Source organism: Chryseobacterium lineare, assembly GCF_977014045.1.
In genome coordinates, this window is record NZ_CDRNIQ010000001.1 from 3,060,739 (window position 1) to 3,080,364 (window position 19,626).

Genomic DNA, 19,626 nt, shown 5'->3' on the forward strand with positions numbered 1-19,626 from the left:
ATTCAAAAATCAGGTATTACTTTAATAAATCTTTAACATTGATATATTGATTTAGAATGAATTAAATTTTGAAACAAGAAGTTTGACAATTATTCATTTTAGTAAAAAAAGCAAAAGCACGAACCGAACGATCCGTGCTTTCTATTTAACAAATTAAATCAATTTATTTATTCATTGACATAAGGAATTCTTCATTATTGATGGTTCCTTTGATATTTTTATCAACAAATTCCATGGCTTCAATAGGATTCATTTCAGAAAGATATTTCCTTAAAATCCACATCCTTTGTGAAGTAACCTCATCAAGAAGCAAATCATCTCTACGCGTGCTTGAAGCCACGAGATCAATAGCCGGATAAATTCTTCTGTTGGCAATTTTTCTGTCAAGCTGAAGTTCCATATTCCCGGTTCCTTTAAATTCTTCGAAAATCACTTCGTCCATTTTAGAACCTGTATCAATAAGTGCTGTTGCAATAATCGTTAAAGAACCACCTCCTTCAATTTTTCTTGCAGCCCCGAAGAATCTTTTCGGTTTGTGAAGCGCATTGGCATCCACCCCTCCGGAAAGTACTTTTCCTGACGCCGGTGTTACCGTATTGTATGCTCTTGCGAGTCTTGTAATAGAATCCAGTAAAATCACGACATCATGTCCGCATTCTACCATTCTCTGGGCTTTTGCCAAAACAAGATTGGCCACTTTCACGTGTTTCTCTGCCGCTTCATCAAAGGTAGATGCGATTACTTCAGCATTTACGCTTCTTTCCATATCCGTAACTTCTTCAGGACGTTCGTCGATCAAAAGCACCATCATATAGACTTCAGGATGATTGGCAGCGATAGAATTGGCGATGTCTTTCAGCAACATGGTTTTACCTGTTTTTGGCTGGGCAACAATCATTGCTCTCTGTCCTTTCCCGATTGGCGCGAACAGATCAACAACCCTTGTGGAAATCGTAGATCCTTTTCCTGCCAGATTGAATTTTTCCTCAGGGAAAAGCGGTGTAAGATATTCGAATGCAACACGGTCTTTAATGAACGCCAGGTCACGTCCGTTAACCTCAGTAGGTCTTAATAAGGAAAAATATTTTTCTCCTTCTTTAGGTAATCGTACGATACCTTTTACAGTATCTCCGGTTTTTAAACTGAAATTTCTGATCTGAGCGGTAGAAACATATACATCATCAGGTGAAGAAATATAGCTGAAATCCGATGAACGGAGAAAGCCATAATTATCAGGTAAAATCTCTAAAACTCCTTCAATACTAACCATTCCATCGAAAGAAAATTCTTTTTTCTGATCCTGATGGTCATCATTTTTCTCAGAATGCTGCTGTTGCTGCTTATTCTGATTTTGGTTTTGATTCTGATGCTGATTTTTATTTTGATTTCCGTTGTTTTGCGGATTGCTGTGTTGTCCTCTTTGAGGTCTGGCCTGATTCTGAGGGATATTTGGCCTTTCTTCTGCTGGAGCAGATTCCTGAGTTTCTGTGTTTTTAGGGGCTTCCTGCTTTTCTTGCAGAATCTCTGTAGGAGCCGTATTCGCCGGAGTTACCCTTTTTCTTTTTTTCTTCGCCGCAGCTGATGAAGTTTCTTCTGTAGTGGTTGCCTGCTCAGGTTTTACTTCTTCCTGCTTTGGTTCTTCAGAAGGTTTCTCTTCTGTTTCTATTTTTTCTTCAGCCTTTGGTTTTTGTTCTGTCGGAGCTTTTACTTCCGTTTTCGGTTTGGCTGCTGTTTTCTTTGGAGCAGCTTTTCTTGCAGGTGCCTTTACCGTTTTTTCTGCGGTTTCCTCTCCGGTATCTATACTGCTTTCTGTGGCGTTGAAATATTCTTTCGCTACTTTGGGATTCGAAGCCTGAAAGTCAAGAATTGCAAAGATTTTGTCATTTTCAGTGCTGTTTCTTGCAACTTTAACGCCCAAATCCTTTAAGATTTTAGTCAGCTCCGTTACGGATTTTGACCTTAACGTTTCAATGTTAAACATATTTAATGTAAAAAATGTAATTAATTGTGAGTAAGAAAAGTAAGTCGGGTGACTTTTGTTTTCAAGTACATTTGTATAATGCAAATCTACACTTATTTTTGAATTGTGCAAAATTTATGTTATTTTTGCCTGGAATTTAATTGTAATGATACAAAGAATACAGACCATATGGATATTTTTAGCAGTTTTAGCTGCTGTATTTCTGTTCATTGCGGGTCAGGATGTGGTTATTTCAGATGGTTTACCGGTACTGGATGCTGCCTGTGTGATCCTTGTTTTGGTTGGTTTACTGAGTGTATTCAGTTATAAAAACAGAAAAAGACAAATTTTGCTGAATAACATCAGCATCATTATAAACGTTTTGTTGGTTGGTATATTGATTTACTGGTTACTAAAATTATCCGGAGGAATGCAGATTCCTGAGAAGGGTATTGAGCCAATGTTTCCATTCATTGCGATTGTATGTTTGTTTATTGCAAACATTTACATCAAAAAAGATGAGAGGCTCGTAAAATCTGTAGACAGGCTTCGATAACCGTACAACGATTTTTTGAGTGAGAACAGCTCCTTTTTGGAGCTGTTTTTTTTGTTTTTAAATTTAAATAAAAACCACTTATCTCCCCCTAATTTACTTCGGAATCGGAAACCACATCAAAAATCTTGTTATGATCTTTAAATGATGACATTTGTAACAAATGGATCATAAGTAACACCTATTAGACAAAGTAAAAGACCATTAAAAACGTCTTATCATTTAAATTACGTAATTTTGCTATCCAATTTTTTCATTGAATGAACCAGTACATTAAAATACTCAAATTTGCAAAACCTCATCAAAAATACATTTACGGAAGTTTATTCTTCAATCTTATGTATTCGGTATTTCAGATCGCTTCGCTAGGAACTATTCTGCCGGTTTTGGGAATGCTTTTCGGGACTATTGAAGCTAAAAAATACAGTACCCCTCCGGTGTATTCAGGGGAAATTCTGGATTTTTTCTCTTATGCTAAAGAATATGCTAATTATTATGTTCAGCATCTTGTCACACAGTATGGTGCGCTTACGGTACTGGCATGGCTCTGTGTGATTACAGCATTCATGTTTTTGCTGAGAAATATTTTCAGATATCTGGGATCTTTTTTGCTGATCAATTATCGCGTAGGCGTTACCAAAGATCTTCGTGGAGCAATGTACAGAAAAATACTTTCCCTTCCTGTTGCTTTCTTCACGGAAAGCAGAAAAGGAGACCTTATGTCGCGTATGTCGAATGACGTAGGAGAAGTAGAAGGAAATATTTTGGGAAGTTTGGTGGAATTAATCAATGCCCCTTTCATGCTGATTAGTACGTTGGTGACTTTGTTCTTTTTAAGCACGGAAATGACGCTTTTCTCACTTCTTGTTTTACCGGTGATGGGAACAATGATTGCTTTAATCGGGAAAAGCCTTAAAAAAGATTCTCATCAAGCACAAAATGAGATGGGAAATATTTTCTCTGTTGTAGATGAAACCCTGAAATCCACGAAAGTGATCAAAATCTTCAGTGCTGAAAAAATAATGGACAACCGGTTTATGCAGTCGATGCAACGATGGATCAACAGTTCCATAAGTCTGGGAAGAAAGAAAGAACTGGCCTCCCCGATGAGCGAATTCTTAGGCTCTGTAACCTTCTTAATTATTGCATGGTATGGAGGAAAACAGATTATTGTAGATCAAAGTATTTCTCCTGCTGATTTTCTTGTGTTTTTAGGAATTTTCTTCCAAATTTTACCTCCTGTGAAGAGTTTATCTCAATCTATTTCAAATGTTCAGAAAGGAGAAGCTTCCCTGGAAAGAGTATTGGAAATCCTGGATGCCGATGTAAAAATTGATGAAGTTCCGAATCCGGTAAGTATTTCAACTCTTAATAATTCAATAGAATTTAACAATATAGGTTTTTACTATGATAAAGACCATACCATTCTTAAAAACTTCTCACTGATTATTCCAAAAGGAAAAACAGTAGCACTCGTAGGACAGAGCGGTAGCGGAAAAACAACGATTGCCAACCTTCTCGCCAGATTTTATGATGTTTCGGAAGGAGAAGTTCTTATTGACGGAGAGAATATCAAGAACTTAAAATTAAAAGAATATCGTAAGCTATTGGGAATGGTAACCCAGGAATCCGTTTTATTTAACGATACGGTGTATAACAATATTCTGATGGGTAAACCTGATGCGACACGTGAAGAAGTAATTGCCGCCGCAAAAATTGCAAATGCAGATTCATTTATTTCGCAGCTTCCGGAAGGCTATGATTCTAATATCGGCGACGACGGAGGAAAGCTTTCCGGAGGCCAGAAACAAAGAGTTTCAATTGCAAGAGCGGTATTGAAAAACCCTCCGATCATGATTCTTGATGAAGCAACCTCTGCATTAGATACAGAATCTGAGAGATTTGTTCAGGATGCCTTGGAAAAAATGATGGAAAACAGAACTTCCCTGGTGATTGCTCACCGTCTTTCAACCATTCAGAAAGCCGATTGGATCGTCGTAATGGAAAAAGGAAATATCGTAGAACAGGGAACGCATCACGAGCTTATCGCAAAAAAAGGAACGTATCAGAAATTGGTGGAGTTGCAGAATTTTGATTAAAATTATTTTAAACCAGCATTTAAAATGAATCCCATACAAGAGTATTTCTACAGAATCGAAGAACCTGAAAGAAGTACTCTCCTTTTTTTACGCAAAAAAATCTTAGAATCCGATACGGAACATATCACCGAAACTTTAAGTTTCGGATTACCGTTCTTTAAATATAAAAAGAAAATGTTATGTTATTTGTATTACAGCAAAAAATACAAGCAACATTACATTAGTTTTTATCACGGCGACAGATTAGATTATCCCGAACTCCTCAGTGAAGGCAGAAAGAAGTTTAAACTCCTTTTAATCGATATGAATGAGGATCTGCCTTTAGAATTCATTTTAAACCTCATTAAAGAAGTAAAACAACACATTAAATAAAAAAGGAGAAACCATTCAGGTCTCTCCTTCTCATTTTTAAAAATATTGATCTTAGATTACTTCTTAATAATTTTATGCTTAAACTGCGTTCCGCCTTCAAGAAGGATATCTAAAATATATACTCCTTTAGGATAACCCGAAAGATCTATTTTAGAATCTTTCACCTCATTCAACTTTCTCCCTTCTATAGAATACACCGAAATGCTTCTCATTTTCTTATCAGAACGGATATTCACAAAATCTGTCGTAGGATTCGGGAAAACAGATACATCAATCGTTGAAACATCTTTCACAGATAGTTGCTGGCCAGTGCTCTGCATGTACATTGAAAGAACGATCCTTCCGTCCTGTCCGTAAAACACGGCACTAGGCACCTCATATTTAATTGTGTGATTTCCTGCCGACAAAGAAGCCGCTGTAAAACTTCTTATAGGAACAGCATCACCCGGGCACCAGTTATTCCAGGAAGTCCACCATGATGTAGAATGAACAGATGTCCCATAGATTCCATTTGCTTGTGTATTATAAACCCTAAAAGGTTCACAAGAAATTCCTCCCGGCGTGAAAGTCAGAACCTGATTATTATCCAGTGATATAAAGTTCTGTCTTCTTACATATTCTTCGCCGTTGGTATTCGCTCCGTGAGGCGTGGAAACAATGAAAAATTTGGCGTTGCTTGCGCTTTGTGTGAGGTTAAAATTAACAAGCCTTACTGTTTGTCCCGCCTGATCTGTATTGTTGTAATTATTTAATTCATTAGAATCTAAAAGCGGAAGAAGATTATTATAGGTCGTATTGACTGACGGGTCATTATAAGTAACAAAGTCAAGTGTTCCGGCGAACACATCATTTCTTCCAGCGCATCCGGCGACCTGAGTATTCGCAGCGTAAGGCACTCCAAAAACATCAAGCTCTACCCAGATATCGTAAGCGTTCCGTAAAACAGTATTGCTGAAAACAGAATAAAGATTATCCACCTGATAAGTATAAGGAACTTCTGTAGGCGAAAGATTCTTATTCATGAAAGGGGTAATATATCTTCCGATTTCTATTCTCTTTACATTTGCATCACTCAATGTATAAGAGGACTGTCCCTTCGGAACCAGCGCAATATGAACACCACCGATTCTGTCATAATTATCACAAAGCGCTCCGATAGTTACATTCATCTGAATCTTATTCTGAAATGAATTCAGTTCCGAATCCGTTAATTTTTTAGCATATCTGAAATTAGCTAGCCTAATCGTATTAGCAGGAACAGGATTGGAAACATTGGCTGCATATCCGTCGTAAAATACAATCTGTGAAAATACATTCACTGTTGTTTGGGCTATAGTTTTACAAAACCCTGTAAAGACCATTAAATAAAGTAAAGTTTTTTTCATGAAGATTAAAGTTAATTTATCAAAAATACAACTTTAGCCACCACTAAATACCACAAAGTATCAAATAAGTATCAAAATAATTAACATAATATCTATATTAATACAAATTTTTCAATACGGTTTAATCCTAAATAAAAAAAAGACCGTTCCTCACGAAACGGCCTACTTATTTTTAAGTAACTTCTTTACTCTTTCATTCTTGCGATTACATCCAGTCCGCCTTTTGTAATATCGCCTATTTTACAGACAATTTCTGTATCCAAAGGAAGAAAAACATCCATTCTGGAACCGAATTTAATGAATCCGAATTCATGGCCTGCTTTGGCATCATCGCCTTCATTACAGTAGAAAACAATTCTTCTGGCCACGTATCCCGCAATCTGGCGGAAAACAACCTGATGATTGGTTAAACTTTCTATAGCAACCGTAGTTCTTTCGTTCTCTGTAGAAGATTTCTCATGCCACGCTACAAGATATTTTCCGGGATGATATTTTTTGTAAATAACCTTTCCGGATACCGGATATCTGCAGATATGAACATTCAAAGGTGACATAAATATAGAAACCTGAATTGCTTTTCCTTTAATAAACTCATCCTCTTCTACTTCTTTAATCATAACTACTTTTCCGTCAACAGGTGCGATCACATTTTCTCTATGTTCCAGAATATCCCGATTTGGCACCCTGAAGAACCAAAATACCAGACTGTAAACAACCAGCAAAGGCAGAATGATCACCAGTGACCACATTTCAAGGAAGTAAATAGCCAATGCACTCAAAATGATAAACAATAAGGAGGCAACAGTGATTGTTCCTTTCGATTCTCTGTGTAATTTCATGAGATTAAATAAATTTTTCTAAAATAAAGTACAAATATACGACAGGAACGCAGATTAAAAAACTATCAAGCCGATCTAATACTCCGCCATGCCCCGGAATAATGTTTCCACTGTCTTTGACGCCGAAATTTCTTTTCAGCTGACTTTCCACCAAGTCTCCAACAGGAGCAAAAGCGGCAACCAGAAATCCTACAACCATCCAGTTTCCACGAAGATCTGGATAATAATGTTCAATAAAATAGGATAATATTAAAGTAAGAATTACGCCTCCTATATAGCCTTCCCAGGTTTTTTTCGGAGAAATTTTAGGAGCCATTTTATGCTTTCCGAAAAACTTTCCGGTAAGATAGGCAAATGTATCGCTGCTCCATATCAGAATAAAAAGGAAAAGAACCTCAAGAGAGAATCTGTCATCGAATCTGGAAAACTTTGGTAAGCCTAATGCAAAACTGAATGGCAGTGCAACGTAAATAACCGTAAAAATCAGTTTTCCGCTGTCGTAGTACAGTTCGTTCGGATATTTAAATAGAGTGACCACAGCAATGACAATTAAAAGCAAAGCCAGAATCTCACTTATCCTGAAATCAAAATAAAAATCAAAGTGGAAATATCGTTTAGAGAAAATATAAAATATAAAAATGATCAATGGAAGAACAACCCATCTTTCGTATCCGTTTCCGAACTTCATGATTTTAAAACATTCCCAGGAGCCTACTCCCAAAAGAAGGGTAATCAACCCGTAATAAAGATATTCCTGTTTTACAAGGTCCGGAATTATGCTGTTGATCAAGTGAGCTCCCAGCGGTGTAGTACAAAGAATAATGATTGCTACGTAAACAATTCCCGATAACGTTCTTTGAATGAGATTTTTGTCCAAGATTTTAAAAATTTATAAGTTGATACTTAATCTTCAAGCAACAGTAAAAACAGTTTGGTGTTGCTATTGGAAGAAGTATCCAGTTTTGACTGAGCTCCGCTAATGGAAGTAAGGTTTTTGATATTTCCGTTTCTTTTAATCTTTCCCATTGCATCATTCAGGTTGTTTACAATCTGTGAAACATTTGCCATAATGATAATCTTATTAGGCAACCTTGAAGAATGGTAGTGAAGAATATTGTTGTGAGAAAGCATGATTCTTCCGTCATAAGCGATAAGATACTCGCAAGTGATGAAACTCGCATCATTATCACTTTTCAGTTCTGCGGTATAAGGAGCTTTCACAACATTTAAAAAATTCTGGAGATCTTTATCCCAACAGAAAACATTGCTGATTCCTTCTATTTTGATGATCTGATGTAAAGTCTGTAAAGCTTCCGCTTCATCTGCGCAGTAATTGAAAAATCCTCCTGAATGAGTAAACAATTGGGCAAATTTGTAGTCAAGATCCGCATTTTTAAGCGAATCTCCTAGCTTTTCCAGACTTGGTTTTTCTTCTTCTTCAGGCTGGTTGGTAAGTTTGCTTACAATCCTCTTGAATAAACTCAACTTATTTATTTTTTAGTCACTTATACAAAAATATAAAATTAATCACATAGAAATCCAAAAACATGCTGATAAATATGAAAAAACCTGACAATTCAAGGACTGTCAGGTTTTTACTTATTTGATTTTAAAGACTTTTAGAGTTGTGTCGGACTTTCAGGTGCCTGAATTTCACTTTCTTCCTCTTTATCTTTAATGATAACTTCTTCATTCGGCTCTTTTGTCGTCGGTATCGTATTCGTCACAGGCTTCTCCGTTAATTCCGGATCCCATGCTCTTTTTCCGAATACTTCTTCCAGATCTTCTCTGAAAATCACTTCTTTTTCTAAAAGTTTATTCGCAAGAGCATCCAGCTTATCCTTATTTTCAGCTAAAATCTGAACAGCCCTCTCATATTGAGCCTCGATAATACCTTTGATTTCAATATCAATTCTCTTCGCGGTTTCTTCAGAATATGGTTTACCAAAACTATATTCAGACTGCCCTGAACTGTCGTAGTAAGAAATATTACCGATATTCGGACTTAATCCATAAATGGTAACCATAGCCTGAGCCCTTTTCGTTACACTTTCAAGATCAGAAAGTGCTCCTGTTGAAATATTGTTGAAGATTACCTGTTCTGCGGCTCTACCTCCTAGTGTTGCACACATTTCGTCAAGCATTTGTTCAGTAGTTGTCAACTGTCTTTCTTCCGGAAGATACCATGCTGCCCCTAAGGAACGTCCTCTCGGAACGATTGTTACTTTTAAGAGCGGTGACGCATGTTCTACCAGCCACGAAATTGTTGCATGCCCCGCTTCATGATAAGCAACTCTTTTCTTTTCAGAAGGTTTGATCGCTTTATTTTTCTTTTCAAGACCTCCGATGATACGGTCTACCGCGTCAAGGAAATCCTGTTTTGTAACGGATGTATGATTATTTCTTGCTGCTATCAGCGCTGCTTCGTTACAAACATTGGCAATATCTGCTCCACTGAAACCAGGAGTTTGTTTTGCTAAGAATTCACGATCTACATTATCATCAAGCTTGATTTTCTTTAAATGCACATCAAAAATCTGTCTTCTTTCATGCAATTCCGGAAGGTCTACATAGATTGAACGGTCAAAACGTCCGGCTCTCATTAATGCTTTATCTAAAATATCAGCTCTGTTGGTTGCCGCCATTACGATAACATTCGTATCGGTTCCGAAACCGTCCATTTCTGTAAGAAGCTGATTAAGCGTATTTTCTCTTTCGTCATTTCCTCCCGAGAAATTATTTTTTCCTCTTGCACGTCCTATGGCGTCAATTTCATCGATGAAGATAATAGCCGGAGATTTAGCTTTCGCCTGAGCAAAAAGATCTCTTACTCTTGAAGCACCAACACCTACAAACATTTCTACGAAATCTGAACCTGAAAGAGAAAAGAAAGGAACTTTAGCTTCTCCCGCTACAGCTTTCGCAAGTAACGTTTTACCAGTTCCCGGAGGCCCTACCAAAAGAACACCTTTAGGGATTTTACCTCCCAGTTTTGTATATTTTTCCGAGTTTTTAAGGAAATCTACAACTTCCTGAACCTCTTCTTTAGCACCTTCCAAACCTGCGACATCTTTGAATGTCACCTGAATTCTTTCTTTTTCGTCAAAAAGTTTGGCTTTAGATTTCCCGATAGAAAAAATCTGTCCTCCCGGGCCTCCCCCACTTCCCATTTTTCTGAAAAGAAGGAAATAAAATAATCCTAGAATCGTGATCCAGATCAAAGCCTGAATAAGAATGCTCATCAACGGGCTTTCTCCTTCTGCATAATCTTTAGATGTTGTGAGCTGCGGATTTTGTTGTTTTAAAGCATCAAATTTTTCCAGAAACAATCTCAGATCTCCATATTTAAGCGTATAATCAGCTTTTGGAGCCATCGAAAGGGCAGAAAAAGGGTTTGCTTTATCGTCTTTTTTTACGGTAGCTGTTTTGGCAGCCTGTGTCAAAAACACGTCAGCCTTCTGGGCCTGTTTATCTATCAAAACTCGCTGGATTTTTCCTGCCTGCATTTCTTTAAAGAAACCGTCTTCATCGATAGATTTTGCATTATTATCCCCTAAAAAATTAGGAATAAAGAATAACAAAAGAGCTATGATCGCAATCGGAAAAAACCAGTTAAATCCTTTATTGTTCATTTATACTTTTTAAAATTTAATATTCATTTTCAATTCTGGTAATGACGGCGTCACCCCAGAGTTCCTCTATATCGTAGTACTCTCGTACCTGCTTCTGGAAAATATGTACAACTACTGAAACGTAGTCTACCAGCACCCACATTGCATTTTCCGTACCCTCTACGTGCCAAGGTCTGTCTTTAAGATCATTTCTCACTTTTTTCTCTACGCTTCCTGCCAACGCAGAAACCTGCGTGTTTGAGTTTCCACTACAAATTATAAAAGTTTCTGCTACTGAATTTTCAATATTAGAAAGATCAAAGATCATGACATCTTCACCTTTTACATCCTGAATAGCTTCTACAATTTTATCTATTAGCGCTTGTTTTTCTACTGTTTTATTCATTAAAAAATACTATAATCTGCAAATTTATTGTTTTTCTTTCACTTTAGCCTTACTTTTACCCCTCGAAAGTCTTAAAGTTTTCTTAAATGAGTCAACTATTCTACCTGAAGGAATGCTCTTCTACTAATGACGAAATTTCAAAGTTTTTACTTTATAAAAATTCGGATTTTACTGCACTTCATACATTCAATCAAACAAAAGGGAGGGGACAGTACGGGAATATCTGGTCATCATCCGCTGAAAAAAATTTAGCCTATACCCTTGCCGTAAATGTGGAAAACACTAAGCTTTCTGATTTTATGTTCAATTATTATACCGCAAACATAATCCGTGATTTTCTTGCCAATTTGACTGAAAACACTGTAAAAATAAAGTGGCCGAATGATATCATCCTTAAAAATAAAAAAATCGTCGGAATTCTGATAGAAAAGAAAAAAATTAATCAGAATAATTATTTCATCATTGGAGCAGGCTTCAATATTCTGCAGGAAAAATTCGATGAAATATCAAATGCAGGCTCGCTTTTAACCCAGACCGGAAGGTATTTTAACCTTAATGAATTGACTATTGACCTGCATGATTTTATGGTGAGAAAATTAAAACAAATTCCATCAGAAAATGAAATTATGGATCATTTCAATGCTAATTTATTCAGGAAAGATGAAATTTCTGTTTTCGAACTGAATGGAAAGCGACAAAATGGCATCATCAAAAATGCAGAAAGGAGCGGAGAAATCCGGATTGATCTCGAAAATGACGGCTTACGATCTTTTTATCACAAAGAAATAAAACTTCTTTACTGATTGGCCCTTTTCAGATATAAGAATAAAGCCAGCGGTGAGAAAACGATATTCGGGAACCACATAGCCAATGCCGGTGACATACTTTTATTTTCCGAAACCACTTTCAAAGCTTCAAAGGAGAATACGAAAACAAATGCAAGAGAGATTCCCAATGCAAGATTGATCCCCAAGCCGCCACGCTTTTTCTGTGATGAAAGGGAAAGTGCCAGAAATGTAAGAATCACGATAGAAACCGGCATAGACGTTCTCTGATAAAGTTCATTTAAATGCGTATTCAGGTTACTGTTTCCTTTTTCGGTTTCTCTTTTGATGAATTTCAGAAGTTCCGGCGTTGTTTTATTCTGTCCTAAAAGTTCATTAGGAAAAAGTTCTTCCGGATCGTGACCATAACTTTTTTTCAGATCAAAACCATTGGCTAATTTTTCCGTATCGTCTTTATTGATCGTCTTTTCGGTGTAGGAATTCAGGACAAAAAGTTTTTTATCCTTATCCCAGGACACATCCGAAGCTTTAAGCTCATAAGTCATCTTCCTATTTTTATCAAATTTCTGATAAACGAACCCTGAACCTCTTTTCTCGCGTTTATTCCAGGAGTTAATAAAAATGTATTCCATCTTGCTCAACTGTGCAGAAACCGGCGCCGTTCCTAATACTTTTTCTTTATTAGTAGCATTGTAGGTATAAGCTTCCAGCTGATTTTTCTGAATATTTGCCCAAGGCAAAACAAAATGATTAATCCCCAAAGATATTATTGCAATAAAAAGAGACGTCAGCAAATAAGGCCGTGCAAACCGATGGAAACTCGCACCACTACTGATAATCGCCACAATCTCAGTATTGTTTGCCATTCTGGAAGTGAAATAAATCACTGAAATAAACACCAAAATGGAAAGGAATGTCATCACAAGATTGACGATCCAGAAAGGATAGAAATGCACCAGAAAATAGGTAACATTCAGTTTCGGGTCAATTGCGGTTGCATTTTCAATTCTTGGGATCTTCTGCTGAACATCGATCACCAGAACGACTATAGACAGCAGTATCAGCATGAAACTAAACGTTCCAAGGTATTTTCTAATGATATATCTGTCTATAATTTTCAGCATTATTCTATTTTTTAATGCGTTTTTAATTTATATTAATTGGAAATGACCACGCCATTTCCGTTAATCATGTAAATTAATAGGATTTCATCCTATCCTGTTTTCAAGTCTTCCCTTCGGGACTTCCCGACTTTATGTTTAATCTTACAACCTCTGACGAAGAACAGGTACCACAGAATTTTTCCACTGATAAAAATCTCCTGCTATGATGTGTTCTCTCGCTACTTTCACCAAATCTAAATAAAATGCTAAGTTATGAATTGAAGCAATTTGTTTCGCCAAATATTCTTTAGAAACAAATAAATGTCTCACATAAGCTTTTGAGTACTCTCTGTCTACGAAACTTGTTCCAAACTCATCGAGGGGCGAAAAGTCTTTTTTCCACTTTTCATTTTTCATATTCATTACGCCCTGCCAGGTGAAAAGCATGGCATTTCTGGCATTTCTTGTCGGCATTACGCAATCCATCATATCTATTCCCAATCCGATGGATTCAAGAATATTCCATGGAGTTCCTACGCCCATTAAATACCTCGGCTTTTCTTTTGGCAAAATATCCGTTACCTCATCGGTAATTCTATACATTTCTTCTTCAGGTTCTCCTACAGAAAGTCCGCCGATAGCATTTCCTTCTGCACCGGCTTCCGCAATTACTTCTGCTGAAATTTTTCTTAAATCTGAATAAGTAGACCCCTGAACAATGGGAAAGAATCTTTGTCTATGACCATATAATTCCGGATTTTTCTCATTCCAGTCGATGCATCTTTTCAGCCAACGGTGCGTCATTTCCATGGAAGATTTCACCTGATTGTATTCGCATGGATAGGCAACACATTCATCAAAAGCCATAAAAATATCTGCTCCGATCTGCCGCTGGATTTCCATAGATTTTTCAGGAGTGAACAAATGAACACTTCCGTCAATATGAGACTTAAATTTCACCCCTTCTTCAGACATTTTTCTCGTTCCTGAGAGTGAAAAAACCTGAAAACCTCCTGAATCGGTAAGAATAGGAAGATCCCAGTTCATAAATTTATGTAAACCTCCTGCTTCCTGCATTGCTTCCATTCCGGGACGAAGGTAGAGGTGGTAAGTATTTCCCAGAATAATCTGAGCTTTTATATCTTCTTTTAACTCCCTTTGGTGAACGGTCTTTACACTTGCTACTGTTCCTACAGGCATAAAGATCGGCGTCTGGATCTTACCGTGATCCGTTGTAAGCTCTCCCGCTCTTGCCTTCCCTTCAGAAGTTTTTTCTATATTAAAAAATTTTTGCATCTTAAAATTATCTCGATAAAACAGGAGGATTCTGAAGATTATTCTCCGTTTTACTTTTTTTATCCTTTACATATTTTTCCGCTTTCGGATCTTTCTTTACCAGTATTTTCTGTGCATCTTCAGCGATTGCCGTCATTTTTTCTTTAACCACATAATACTTGAAACTTTCAATATAGTCAGCTGACTTTACGTTATGTGTTTTAAGAACATATCTTGTTCCTGCTTCCAGATTTGAATTCGGATACATGATCGTCGCCTGATCATTGATTGCCAGGTCGGCCATGATTTCAGCCATTTTGTCTTTTGGGATCAGGTTTTTCGGTTTATCGACATAATCTCCGCAAGAAAACAGGCACACGAGAAGGAAAATGAAGATCAGTTTTTTCATAATCTGTTGATGATAGATTTCCATTTTAGATTTAAAACTCCAAAAACCGCTTCATGAATGATTCCGCCATTCATTTTGCTTTCTCCCAGGATTCTGTTGGTAAAAATAATTGGAACTTCTACAATTTTGAATCCTTTTTTAAAGGCTCTGAATTTCATTTCAATCTGAAATCCATATCCTTTTAATTTCACATTATCCAAGCCAATTTCTTCAAGTACTTTTCTTGAAAAACAGACAAAACCTGCCGTTGTATCATGAATCGGAAGCCCTAACACAAATCTTACATATTTCGAAGCGAAATAAGAAAGCAGCACCCTTCCCATCGGCCAGTTGACCACGTTTACGCCTTTTGAATATCGTGAACCGATGGCCATATCAGCATTCAGACAGGCTTCAAAAAGTTTCGGCAGATCATTGGGGTTGTGCGAGAAATCGGCATCCATTTCAAAAATATAATCGTAATTATTTTCGATTGCCCATTTAAATCCATGGATATAGGCTTTCCCCAGACCATCTTTAACTCTTCTGACGGACAGGTGCAGAAAATGCGGATATTTTTTCTGAAGATCCTTTACCAGATCGGCCGTTCCATCAGGAGATGAATCATCTACAACCAAAACATGAAAGTCATCTTCCAATGCAAAAACTGCGGAAATAATATTTTCAATATTTTCCTTTTCGTTATACGTGGGAATGATGACGAGTTTTTTCATTTCAGTTTGCAAAGATAGTTTATTTAACCTTTTTATTTTATACAAAATAATCTATAATTTTGCAAAAAAATACTCCTTTGCCGATATCACAACATTTTATAAATCATGTAAGAATACCTGAGAACAACGATTGGGTTATTTTTATATTGTTGGCCTGCATCTTTTTATACCTTTTTATGATGAACATCATTGAAAGAGAAGCCAATCTGAGAGACTTTCTGATTCAGAAATATTTTGATGCCAGCAATAATCTCCCGAGTTGGGCGATCACTTCATGTGTGACCGCTCTCACTTTATCCGTACTGATCTCACAGTATATTCCTACTGTTCCGAAATATATTGCAGACATGCAGATTCTGGGATATCAGCTGAATAAATTTGGATTTTGCTTCATTGCCGTTGTCGTTTTTTATATGGTAAAGTCCGGATTGGGATTTTTATTTTTCCAGAGTACCGGCGACGGAAAAAAGTGGACTGTTTTTTATTTTACCTCTACAAAATTTTATTTCATCCTGTCTTTTCTGTTAATAATTTTATGTGTAACCCACTATTATTTCCCAATTGACAGAAATAAAATGTTTTTGTATTATTTTTACTTTTTTTCTTTTGTATTCATTTTCAAGCTTTTTTTCTATTTATTTCACAAGAACAACATCTTACCTGAAAAATGGTATTATAAATTTTTGTATATTTGCACCCTCCAAATTGCACCTCTTTTGTTGCTTTGGAAATTATTGTTTTTTTAATACTGTCAATGATGAGAATAAAGTCTATATTGGTTTCTCAACCAGCGCCAAGTGAGTCGTCTCCGTACCTGGATATTGCAAAGAAGGAAAAGATAAAGATTGATTTCCGTCCTTTCATCCACGTCGAAGGAGTTGACAATAAAGAATTGAGAACACAGAAGATCGATCTTACGCAATATACCGGAATTATTTTCACGAGTAAGAATGCGATTGATCATTACTTCAGATTAGCGGAAGAACTGCGTTTTGCGGTTCCTGACACGATGAGATACATCTGCCAGTCGGAAGCGATCGCCAATTATCTTCAGAAACATATTGTTTACAGAAAAAGAAAGATCAGTTTCGGGGAAAAGAATTTCTCGGATCTTCTTCCTTTATTTAAAAAATTTCCGACAGAAAAATACCTTTTGCCTTCATCGGATGTTCTGAGTCCTGATATTGTAAAAACAATGGAAGCTTCTAATGTAGACTGGAAAAGAGCCATCATGTACAGAACGGTATGCAGTGATCTTACGGATATTAATGTGAAGGATTACGACATGCTGATATTCTTCAGCCCACAGGGAATCAAATCTTTACAGCAGAATTTCCCGGATTTCAAACAGGAAGATACAAAAATCGGTGTTTTCGGAACGACAACTTTAGCAGCAGCGGAAGAAGCCGGACTGAAAGTAGATCTAATGGCACCTACGAAGGAAACGCCTTCTATGACCATGGCACTGGAAAAATACGTTAAAACGCTTCACAAGTAAGCTTTAATATAAAAATAAAGCAACCGTCTTTTCATAAAGGAAAGATGGTTTTTTTTTAACTAAATTTGAACAAGAATTAATATTGAATGGAAGCTCCAAAGGCAAAAAAAATAGAAAAAGTACTTGAAATACACGGTGATAAAAGAGTTGACAGTTATTTCTGGCTCAACGAAAGAGAAAATCCAGAGGTCATAAAATATCTTGAAGAAGAAAACGCGTTTGCAGATTTCATCATGAAAGATACGGAATCGTTTCAGGAAGAGCTTTTCGAAGAGATGAAAGCCCGCTACAAAAAAGATGACGAATCTTTACCGTATTTCTTCAACGGATATTGGTACATCGTACGCTATGAGGAAGGAAAAGAATATCCTATTTTCTGCAGAAAGCAACAAAGTCTAGATCGTCAGGAAGAAATCATTCTTGATGTGAATATTTTGGCAGAAGGACAGGAATATTTCGAAGTGGGAAGTGTCGCTGTTTCTCCGAATAATGAACTTGCTTCTTTCTCTTCCGATAATGTAAGCCGTAGAATTTATACCATCAATTTTAAAAATTTAAAAACAGGGGAAATCCTTCCTGATAAAATTGAAAATACCACCGGAAAAGCGGTTTGGGCAAATGATAATGAACACGCCTTCTACATCCGTAAAGATGAAAGTCTGAGAGCTTTTCAGGTTTACAGACACAAATTGGGAACCGATCCGTCGGAAGATGTCTTAATTTTCCATGAAAAGGATGATACTTTTGATGTGAATGTTTTTAAGACAAAATCTTTAGAATACATCTTCATTGCAAGTTCAAGCACAATCTCCGATGAACACAGGTTTATTCCTTCTGATAATGTTTTTGCAGACTGGACGATTATTCAACCGAGAATTGACGATCTGGAATATTCTGTAGAACATTACGAAGATGAGTTTTACATCATTACCAATGCCGATGATGCTTTTAATTTTAAAATTGTAAAAACAAAAATCGACAATTGCGGAATGGAAAACTGGGTTGATGTAATCCCCCACCGTCCCGAAGTTTTGCTGGAAGGTTTTGAGATTTTTAAAAATTATCTGGTTCTCGAAGAACGAGAGCAAGGTTTATTACAGATAAAAATCATTGACGAAAAAACGCAGGAATCTCATTATCTGCCTTTCTCGGATCCTACTTATACCACTTATATTGGTGTAAATCTTGAATTCGACACGGAAGTTTTGCGTTATGGCTACACTTCTTTAACACAGCCAAGCTCGACCTACGAATATAACATGAAGGAAAAAACCACAAAACTTCTGAAACAACAGGAAGTTTTGGGAGGAAATTTTTTCCCTGAAAACTATATTTCCGAAAGAATTTGGGCAAATTCCAGAGATGGAAATACCAAAATTCCAATTTCACTGGTTTATCATAAGGACACGAAAAAATCTGCAGACACCCCATTACTTTTGTATGGTTATGGAAGTTACGGACATACGGTAGATGCAAGTTTCTCTAATGTAAGATTATCGATTCTGGACAGAGGTTTTATCTATGCCATCGCACATATCCGTGGTGGTGAATATCTGGGACGAGAATGGTATGAAGACGGAAAAATGCTGTTTAAGAAAAATACATTCTTTGATTTTATTGATGCCGGTAAATTTTTGATTAAAGAAAATTACACCTCTTCAAAACATTTGTACGCAATGGGTGGAAGCGCGGGCGGGTTATTGGTAGGAGCTGTGATGAACTACGAACCCACTTTATTCAACGGGATTGTAGCGCAGGTACCTTTTGTAGATGTTGTGACAACAATGCTGGACGAAACCATCCCTTTAACCACCGGAGAATACGACGAATGGGGAAATCCTAATGATAAAGAATATTATCACTACATGAAAGAATATTCGCCGTACGATAATGTGGAAGCCAAAGATTACCCTAATATACTGATTACAACAGGATTACACGACTCCCAGGTTCAGTATTGGGAACCGGCAAAGTGGACTGCAAAATTGAGAGAATTGAAAACGGACAACAATATTCTCATTTTCAAAACAGACATGAGCGCGGGGCATGGCGGTGCGAGCGGAAGGTTTGAATCATTGAAGGAAGATGCATTGGAATATGCGTTTTTATTAAAATTAGAAAACAAAAGAAATGATTAACGAAGGAGAATACTGGCAGAAAATACAACAATTTTTCATTGAAAATTTTGATACGGAAAAAGATGCTCCCATAGAAACCTACCTTTTTTTAATCGGTCTTCAGGAACTGGGCAGTGGTCAGCAGAAATATACAAAAGACGACAAGGTAAATTTAATCCATATCGCAGTATGCAGACTGCTGGAACCTTTCGGATATTATAAATTTTCGCATTACGACGACGACGGATATCCGCATTTTGAAAAACTGGAAGAGCTTCCGGAACTGAAGCCAAATGAACAGCAACTTTTAATGAAAAAGGCGATCATTCAGTATTTTCAGGATGAGGAATTACTTTGAGAATTAAACATCGATCGTTAAATATTAAATTATCACAAAAATGGAGAGTACTATTACTTTCCATTTTTTAGCACTAACGTTTTATTTTAAAAATAAAAGCTCGATTAATTTTTGATTAAAAATTAAATCCATTTGTTAAAAAA

At 36.7% G+C, this 19,626-nt stretch carries 19 protein-coding genes; 8 read left to right on the forward strand and 11 right to left on the reverse strand.

The genetic code is table 11. The features are described 5' to 3' along the window. Nucleotides 1-163: 163 nt before the first annotated feature. Nucleotides 164-1,981 carry a transcription termination factor Rho gene (rho, locus tag ACWNCI_RS13610; RefSeq protein ID WP_449388712.1) on the reverse strand — a complete coding sequence of 606 codons (1,818 nt, stop codon included), beginning with the start codon at nt 1,979-1,981 and terminating at the stop codon, nt 164-166. 145 nt (nt 1,982-2,126) lie between these two features. On the opposite strand from rho, the gene ACWNCI_RS13615 reads away from it, so the two are divergent. From ACWNCI_RS13615 to ACWNCI_RS13625, 3 genes are all read left to right on the forward strand, one after another. After that, nucleotides 2,127-2,516, forward strand: a complete 390-nt coding sequence (locus tag ACWNCI_RS13615) for a DUF4293 family protein (RefSeq protein WP_449388713.1) — start codon at nt 2,127-2,129, stop codon at nt 2,514-2,516. A 257-nt stretch (nt 2,517-2,773) separates the two neighbouring features. After that, nucleotides 2,774-4,612 (forward strand): ABC transporter ATP-binding protein, encoded by a 1,839-nt coding sequence (locus ACWNCI_RS13620; protein ID WP_449388714.1) that lies wholly within the window; start codon nt 2,774-2,776, stop codon nt 4,610-4,612. A 24-nt stretch (nt 4,613-4,636) separates the two neighbouring features. Then, entirely contained in the window at nt 4,637-4,984 is a 348-nt protein-coding gene (locus ACWNCI_RS13625) for a DUF1801 domain-containing protein (RefSeq protein WP_449388715.1), read from the forward strand. A 56-nt stretch (nt 4,985-5,040) separates the two neighbouring features. On the opposite strand, the gene ACWNCI_RS13630 is transcribed toward ACWNCI_RS13625, so the two are convergent. The 6 genes from ACWNCI_RS13630 to rsfS all read right to left on the reverse strand — a co-directional run bounded on the left by ACWNCI_RS13630 (nt 5,041) and on the right by rsfS (nt 11,225). Then, nucleotides 5,041-6,369 carry a peptide-N-glycosidase F-related protein gene (locus ACWNCI_RS13630; RefSeq protein WP_449388716.1) on the reverse strand — a complete coding sequence of 443 codons (1,329 nt, stop codon included), beginning with the start codon at nt 6,367-6,369 and terminating at the stop codon, nt 5,041-5,043. Nucleotides 6,370-6,554: 185 nt separating this feature from the next. Next, nucleotides 6,555-7,208 (reverse strand): phosphatidylserine decarboxylase family protein, encoded by a 654-nt coding sequence (locus ACWNCI_RS13635; protein WP_346983812.1) that lies wholly within the window; start codon nt 7,206-7,208, stop codon nt 6,555-6,557. Between the two features lie 4 nt (nt 7,209-7,212). Continuing rightward, nucleotides 7,213-8,085 carry a phosphatidate cytidylyltransferase gene (locus tag ACWNCI_RS13640; protein WP_449388717.1) on the reverse strand — a complete coding sequence of 291 codons (873 nt, stop codon included), beginning with the start codon at nt 8,083-8,085 and terminating at the stop codon, nt 7,213-7,215. Between the two features lie 26 nt (nt 8,086-8,111). Then, nucleotides 8,112-8,693 (reverse strand): LUD domain-containing protein, encoded by a 582-nt coding sequence (locus ACWNCI_RS13645; protein ID WP_346983810.1) that lies wholly within the window; start codon nt 8,691-8,693, stop codon nt 8,112-8,114. A 134-nt stretch (nt 8,694-8,827) separates the two neighbouring features. Next, nucleotides 8,828-10,840, reverse strand: a complete 2,013-nt coding sequence (gene ftsH, locus ACWNCI_RS13650) for an ATP-dependent zinc metalloprotease FtsH (protein WP_449388718.1) — start codon at nt 10,838-10,840, stop codon at nt 8,828-8,830. A 16-nt stretch (nt 10,841-10,856) separates the two neighbouring features. Beyond that, the gene (gene rsfS, locus ACWNCI_RS13655; RefSeq protein ID WP_346983808.1) at nt 10,857-11,225 is read right to left on the reverse strand and encodes a ribosome silencing factor; all 369 of its coding nucleotides are present in this window, start codon (nt 11,223-11,225) and stop codon (nt 10,857-10,859) included. Between the two features lie 86 nt (nt 11,226-11,311). Between rsfS and ACWNCI_RS13660 the strand changes: the two genes are divergently transcribed. Continuing rightward, on the forward strand, nt 11,312-12,028 hold the full coding sequence (locus ACWNCI_RS13660; RefSeq protein ID WP_449388719.1) for a biotin--[acetyl-CoA-carboxylase] ligase: 717 nt from the start codon (nt 11,312-11,314) through the stop codon (nt 12,026-12,028). Here the strand turns inward: ACWNCI_RS13660 and ACWNCI_RS13665 are convergent. The 4 genes from ACWNCI_RS13665 to ACWNCI_RS13680 all read right to left on the reverse strand — a co-directional run bounded on the left by ACWNCI_RS13665 (nt 12,022) and on the right by ACWNCI_RS13680 (nt 15,510). Next, nucleotides 12,022-13,131, reverse strand: a complete 1,110-nt coding sequence (locus tag ACWNCI_RS13665; RefSeq protein ID WP_346986624.1) for an LptF/LptG family permease — start codon at nt 13,129-13,131, stop codon at nt 12,022-12,024. The two genes, ACWNCI_RS13660 and ACWNCI_RS13665, sit on opposite strands and share 7 nt — an antisense overlap. Nucleotides 13,132-13,275: 144 nt before the next feature. Then, complete coding sequence (tgt, locus tag ACWNCI_RS13670; protein ID WP_449388720.1) at nt 13,276-14,409, reverse strand: tRNA guanosine(34) transglycosylase Tgt; 1,134 nt, start codon at nt 14,407-14,409, stop codon at nt 13,276-13,278. Nucleotides 14,410-14,416: 7 nt separating this feature from the next. Further along, nucleotides 14,417-14,797: a DUF4296 domain-containing protein gene (locus ACWNCI_RS13675; RefSeq protein WP_449388721.1), complete on the reverse strand. Its 381-nt coding sequence runs from the start codon at nt 14,795-14,797 to the stop codon at nt 14,417-14,419. Then, nucleotides 14,794-15,510 carry a polyprenol monophosphomannose synthase gene (locus ACWNCI_RS13680; RefSeq protein WP_346983804.1) on the reverse strand — a complete coding sequence of 239 codons (717 nt, stop codon included), beginning with the start codon at nt 15,508-15,510 and terminating at the stop codon, nt 14,794-14,796. The genes ACWNCI_RS13675 and ACWNCI_RS13680 overlap by 4 nt, the downstream gene beginning before the upstream one ends. A 77-nt stretch (nt 15,511-15,587) precedes the next feature. Here ACWNCI_RS13680 and ACWNCI_RS13685 point away from each other — a divergent pair, with 77 nt between their 5' ends. The 4 genes from ACWNCI_RS13685 (at nt 15,588) to ACWNCI_RS13700 (ending at nt 19,483) form a co-directional block, all read left to right on the forward strand. Further along, nucleotides 15,588-16,256 (forward strand): DUF4271 domain-containing protein, encoded by a 669-nt coding sequence (locus ACWNCI_RS13685; RefSeq protein ID WP_449389499.1) that lies wholly within the window; start codon nt 15,588-15,590, stop codon nt 16,254-16,256. Nucleotides 16,257-16,267: 11 nt separating this feature from the next. Beyond that, nucleotides 16,268-17,008, forward strand: coding sequence for a uroporphyrinogen-III synthase (locus ACWNCI_RS13690; protein WP_346986623.1), 741 nt, complete (start codon nt 16,268-16,270; stop codon nt 17,006-17,008). 86 nt (nt 17,009-17,094) lie between these two features. Next, nucleotides 17,095-19,146, forward strand: a complete 2,052-nt coding sequence (locus tag ACWNCI_RS13695) for a S9 family peptidase (RefSeq protein WP_449388722.1) — start codon at nt 17,095-17,097, stop codon at nt 19,144-19,146. Further along, complete coding sequence (locus ACWNCI_RS13700; protein WP_449388723.1) at nt 19,139-19,483, forward strand: hypothetical protein; 345 nt, start codon at nt 19,139-19,141, stop codon at nt 19,481-19,483. The genes ACWNCI_RS13695 and ACWNCI_RS13700 overlap by 8 nt, the downstream gene beginning before the upstream one ends. Nucleotides 19,484-19,626: the final 143 nt, after the last annotated feature.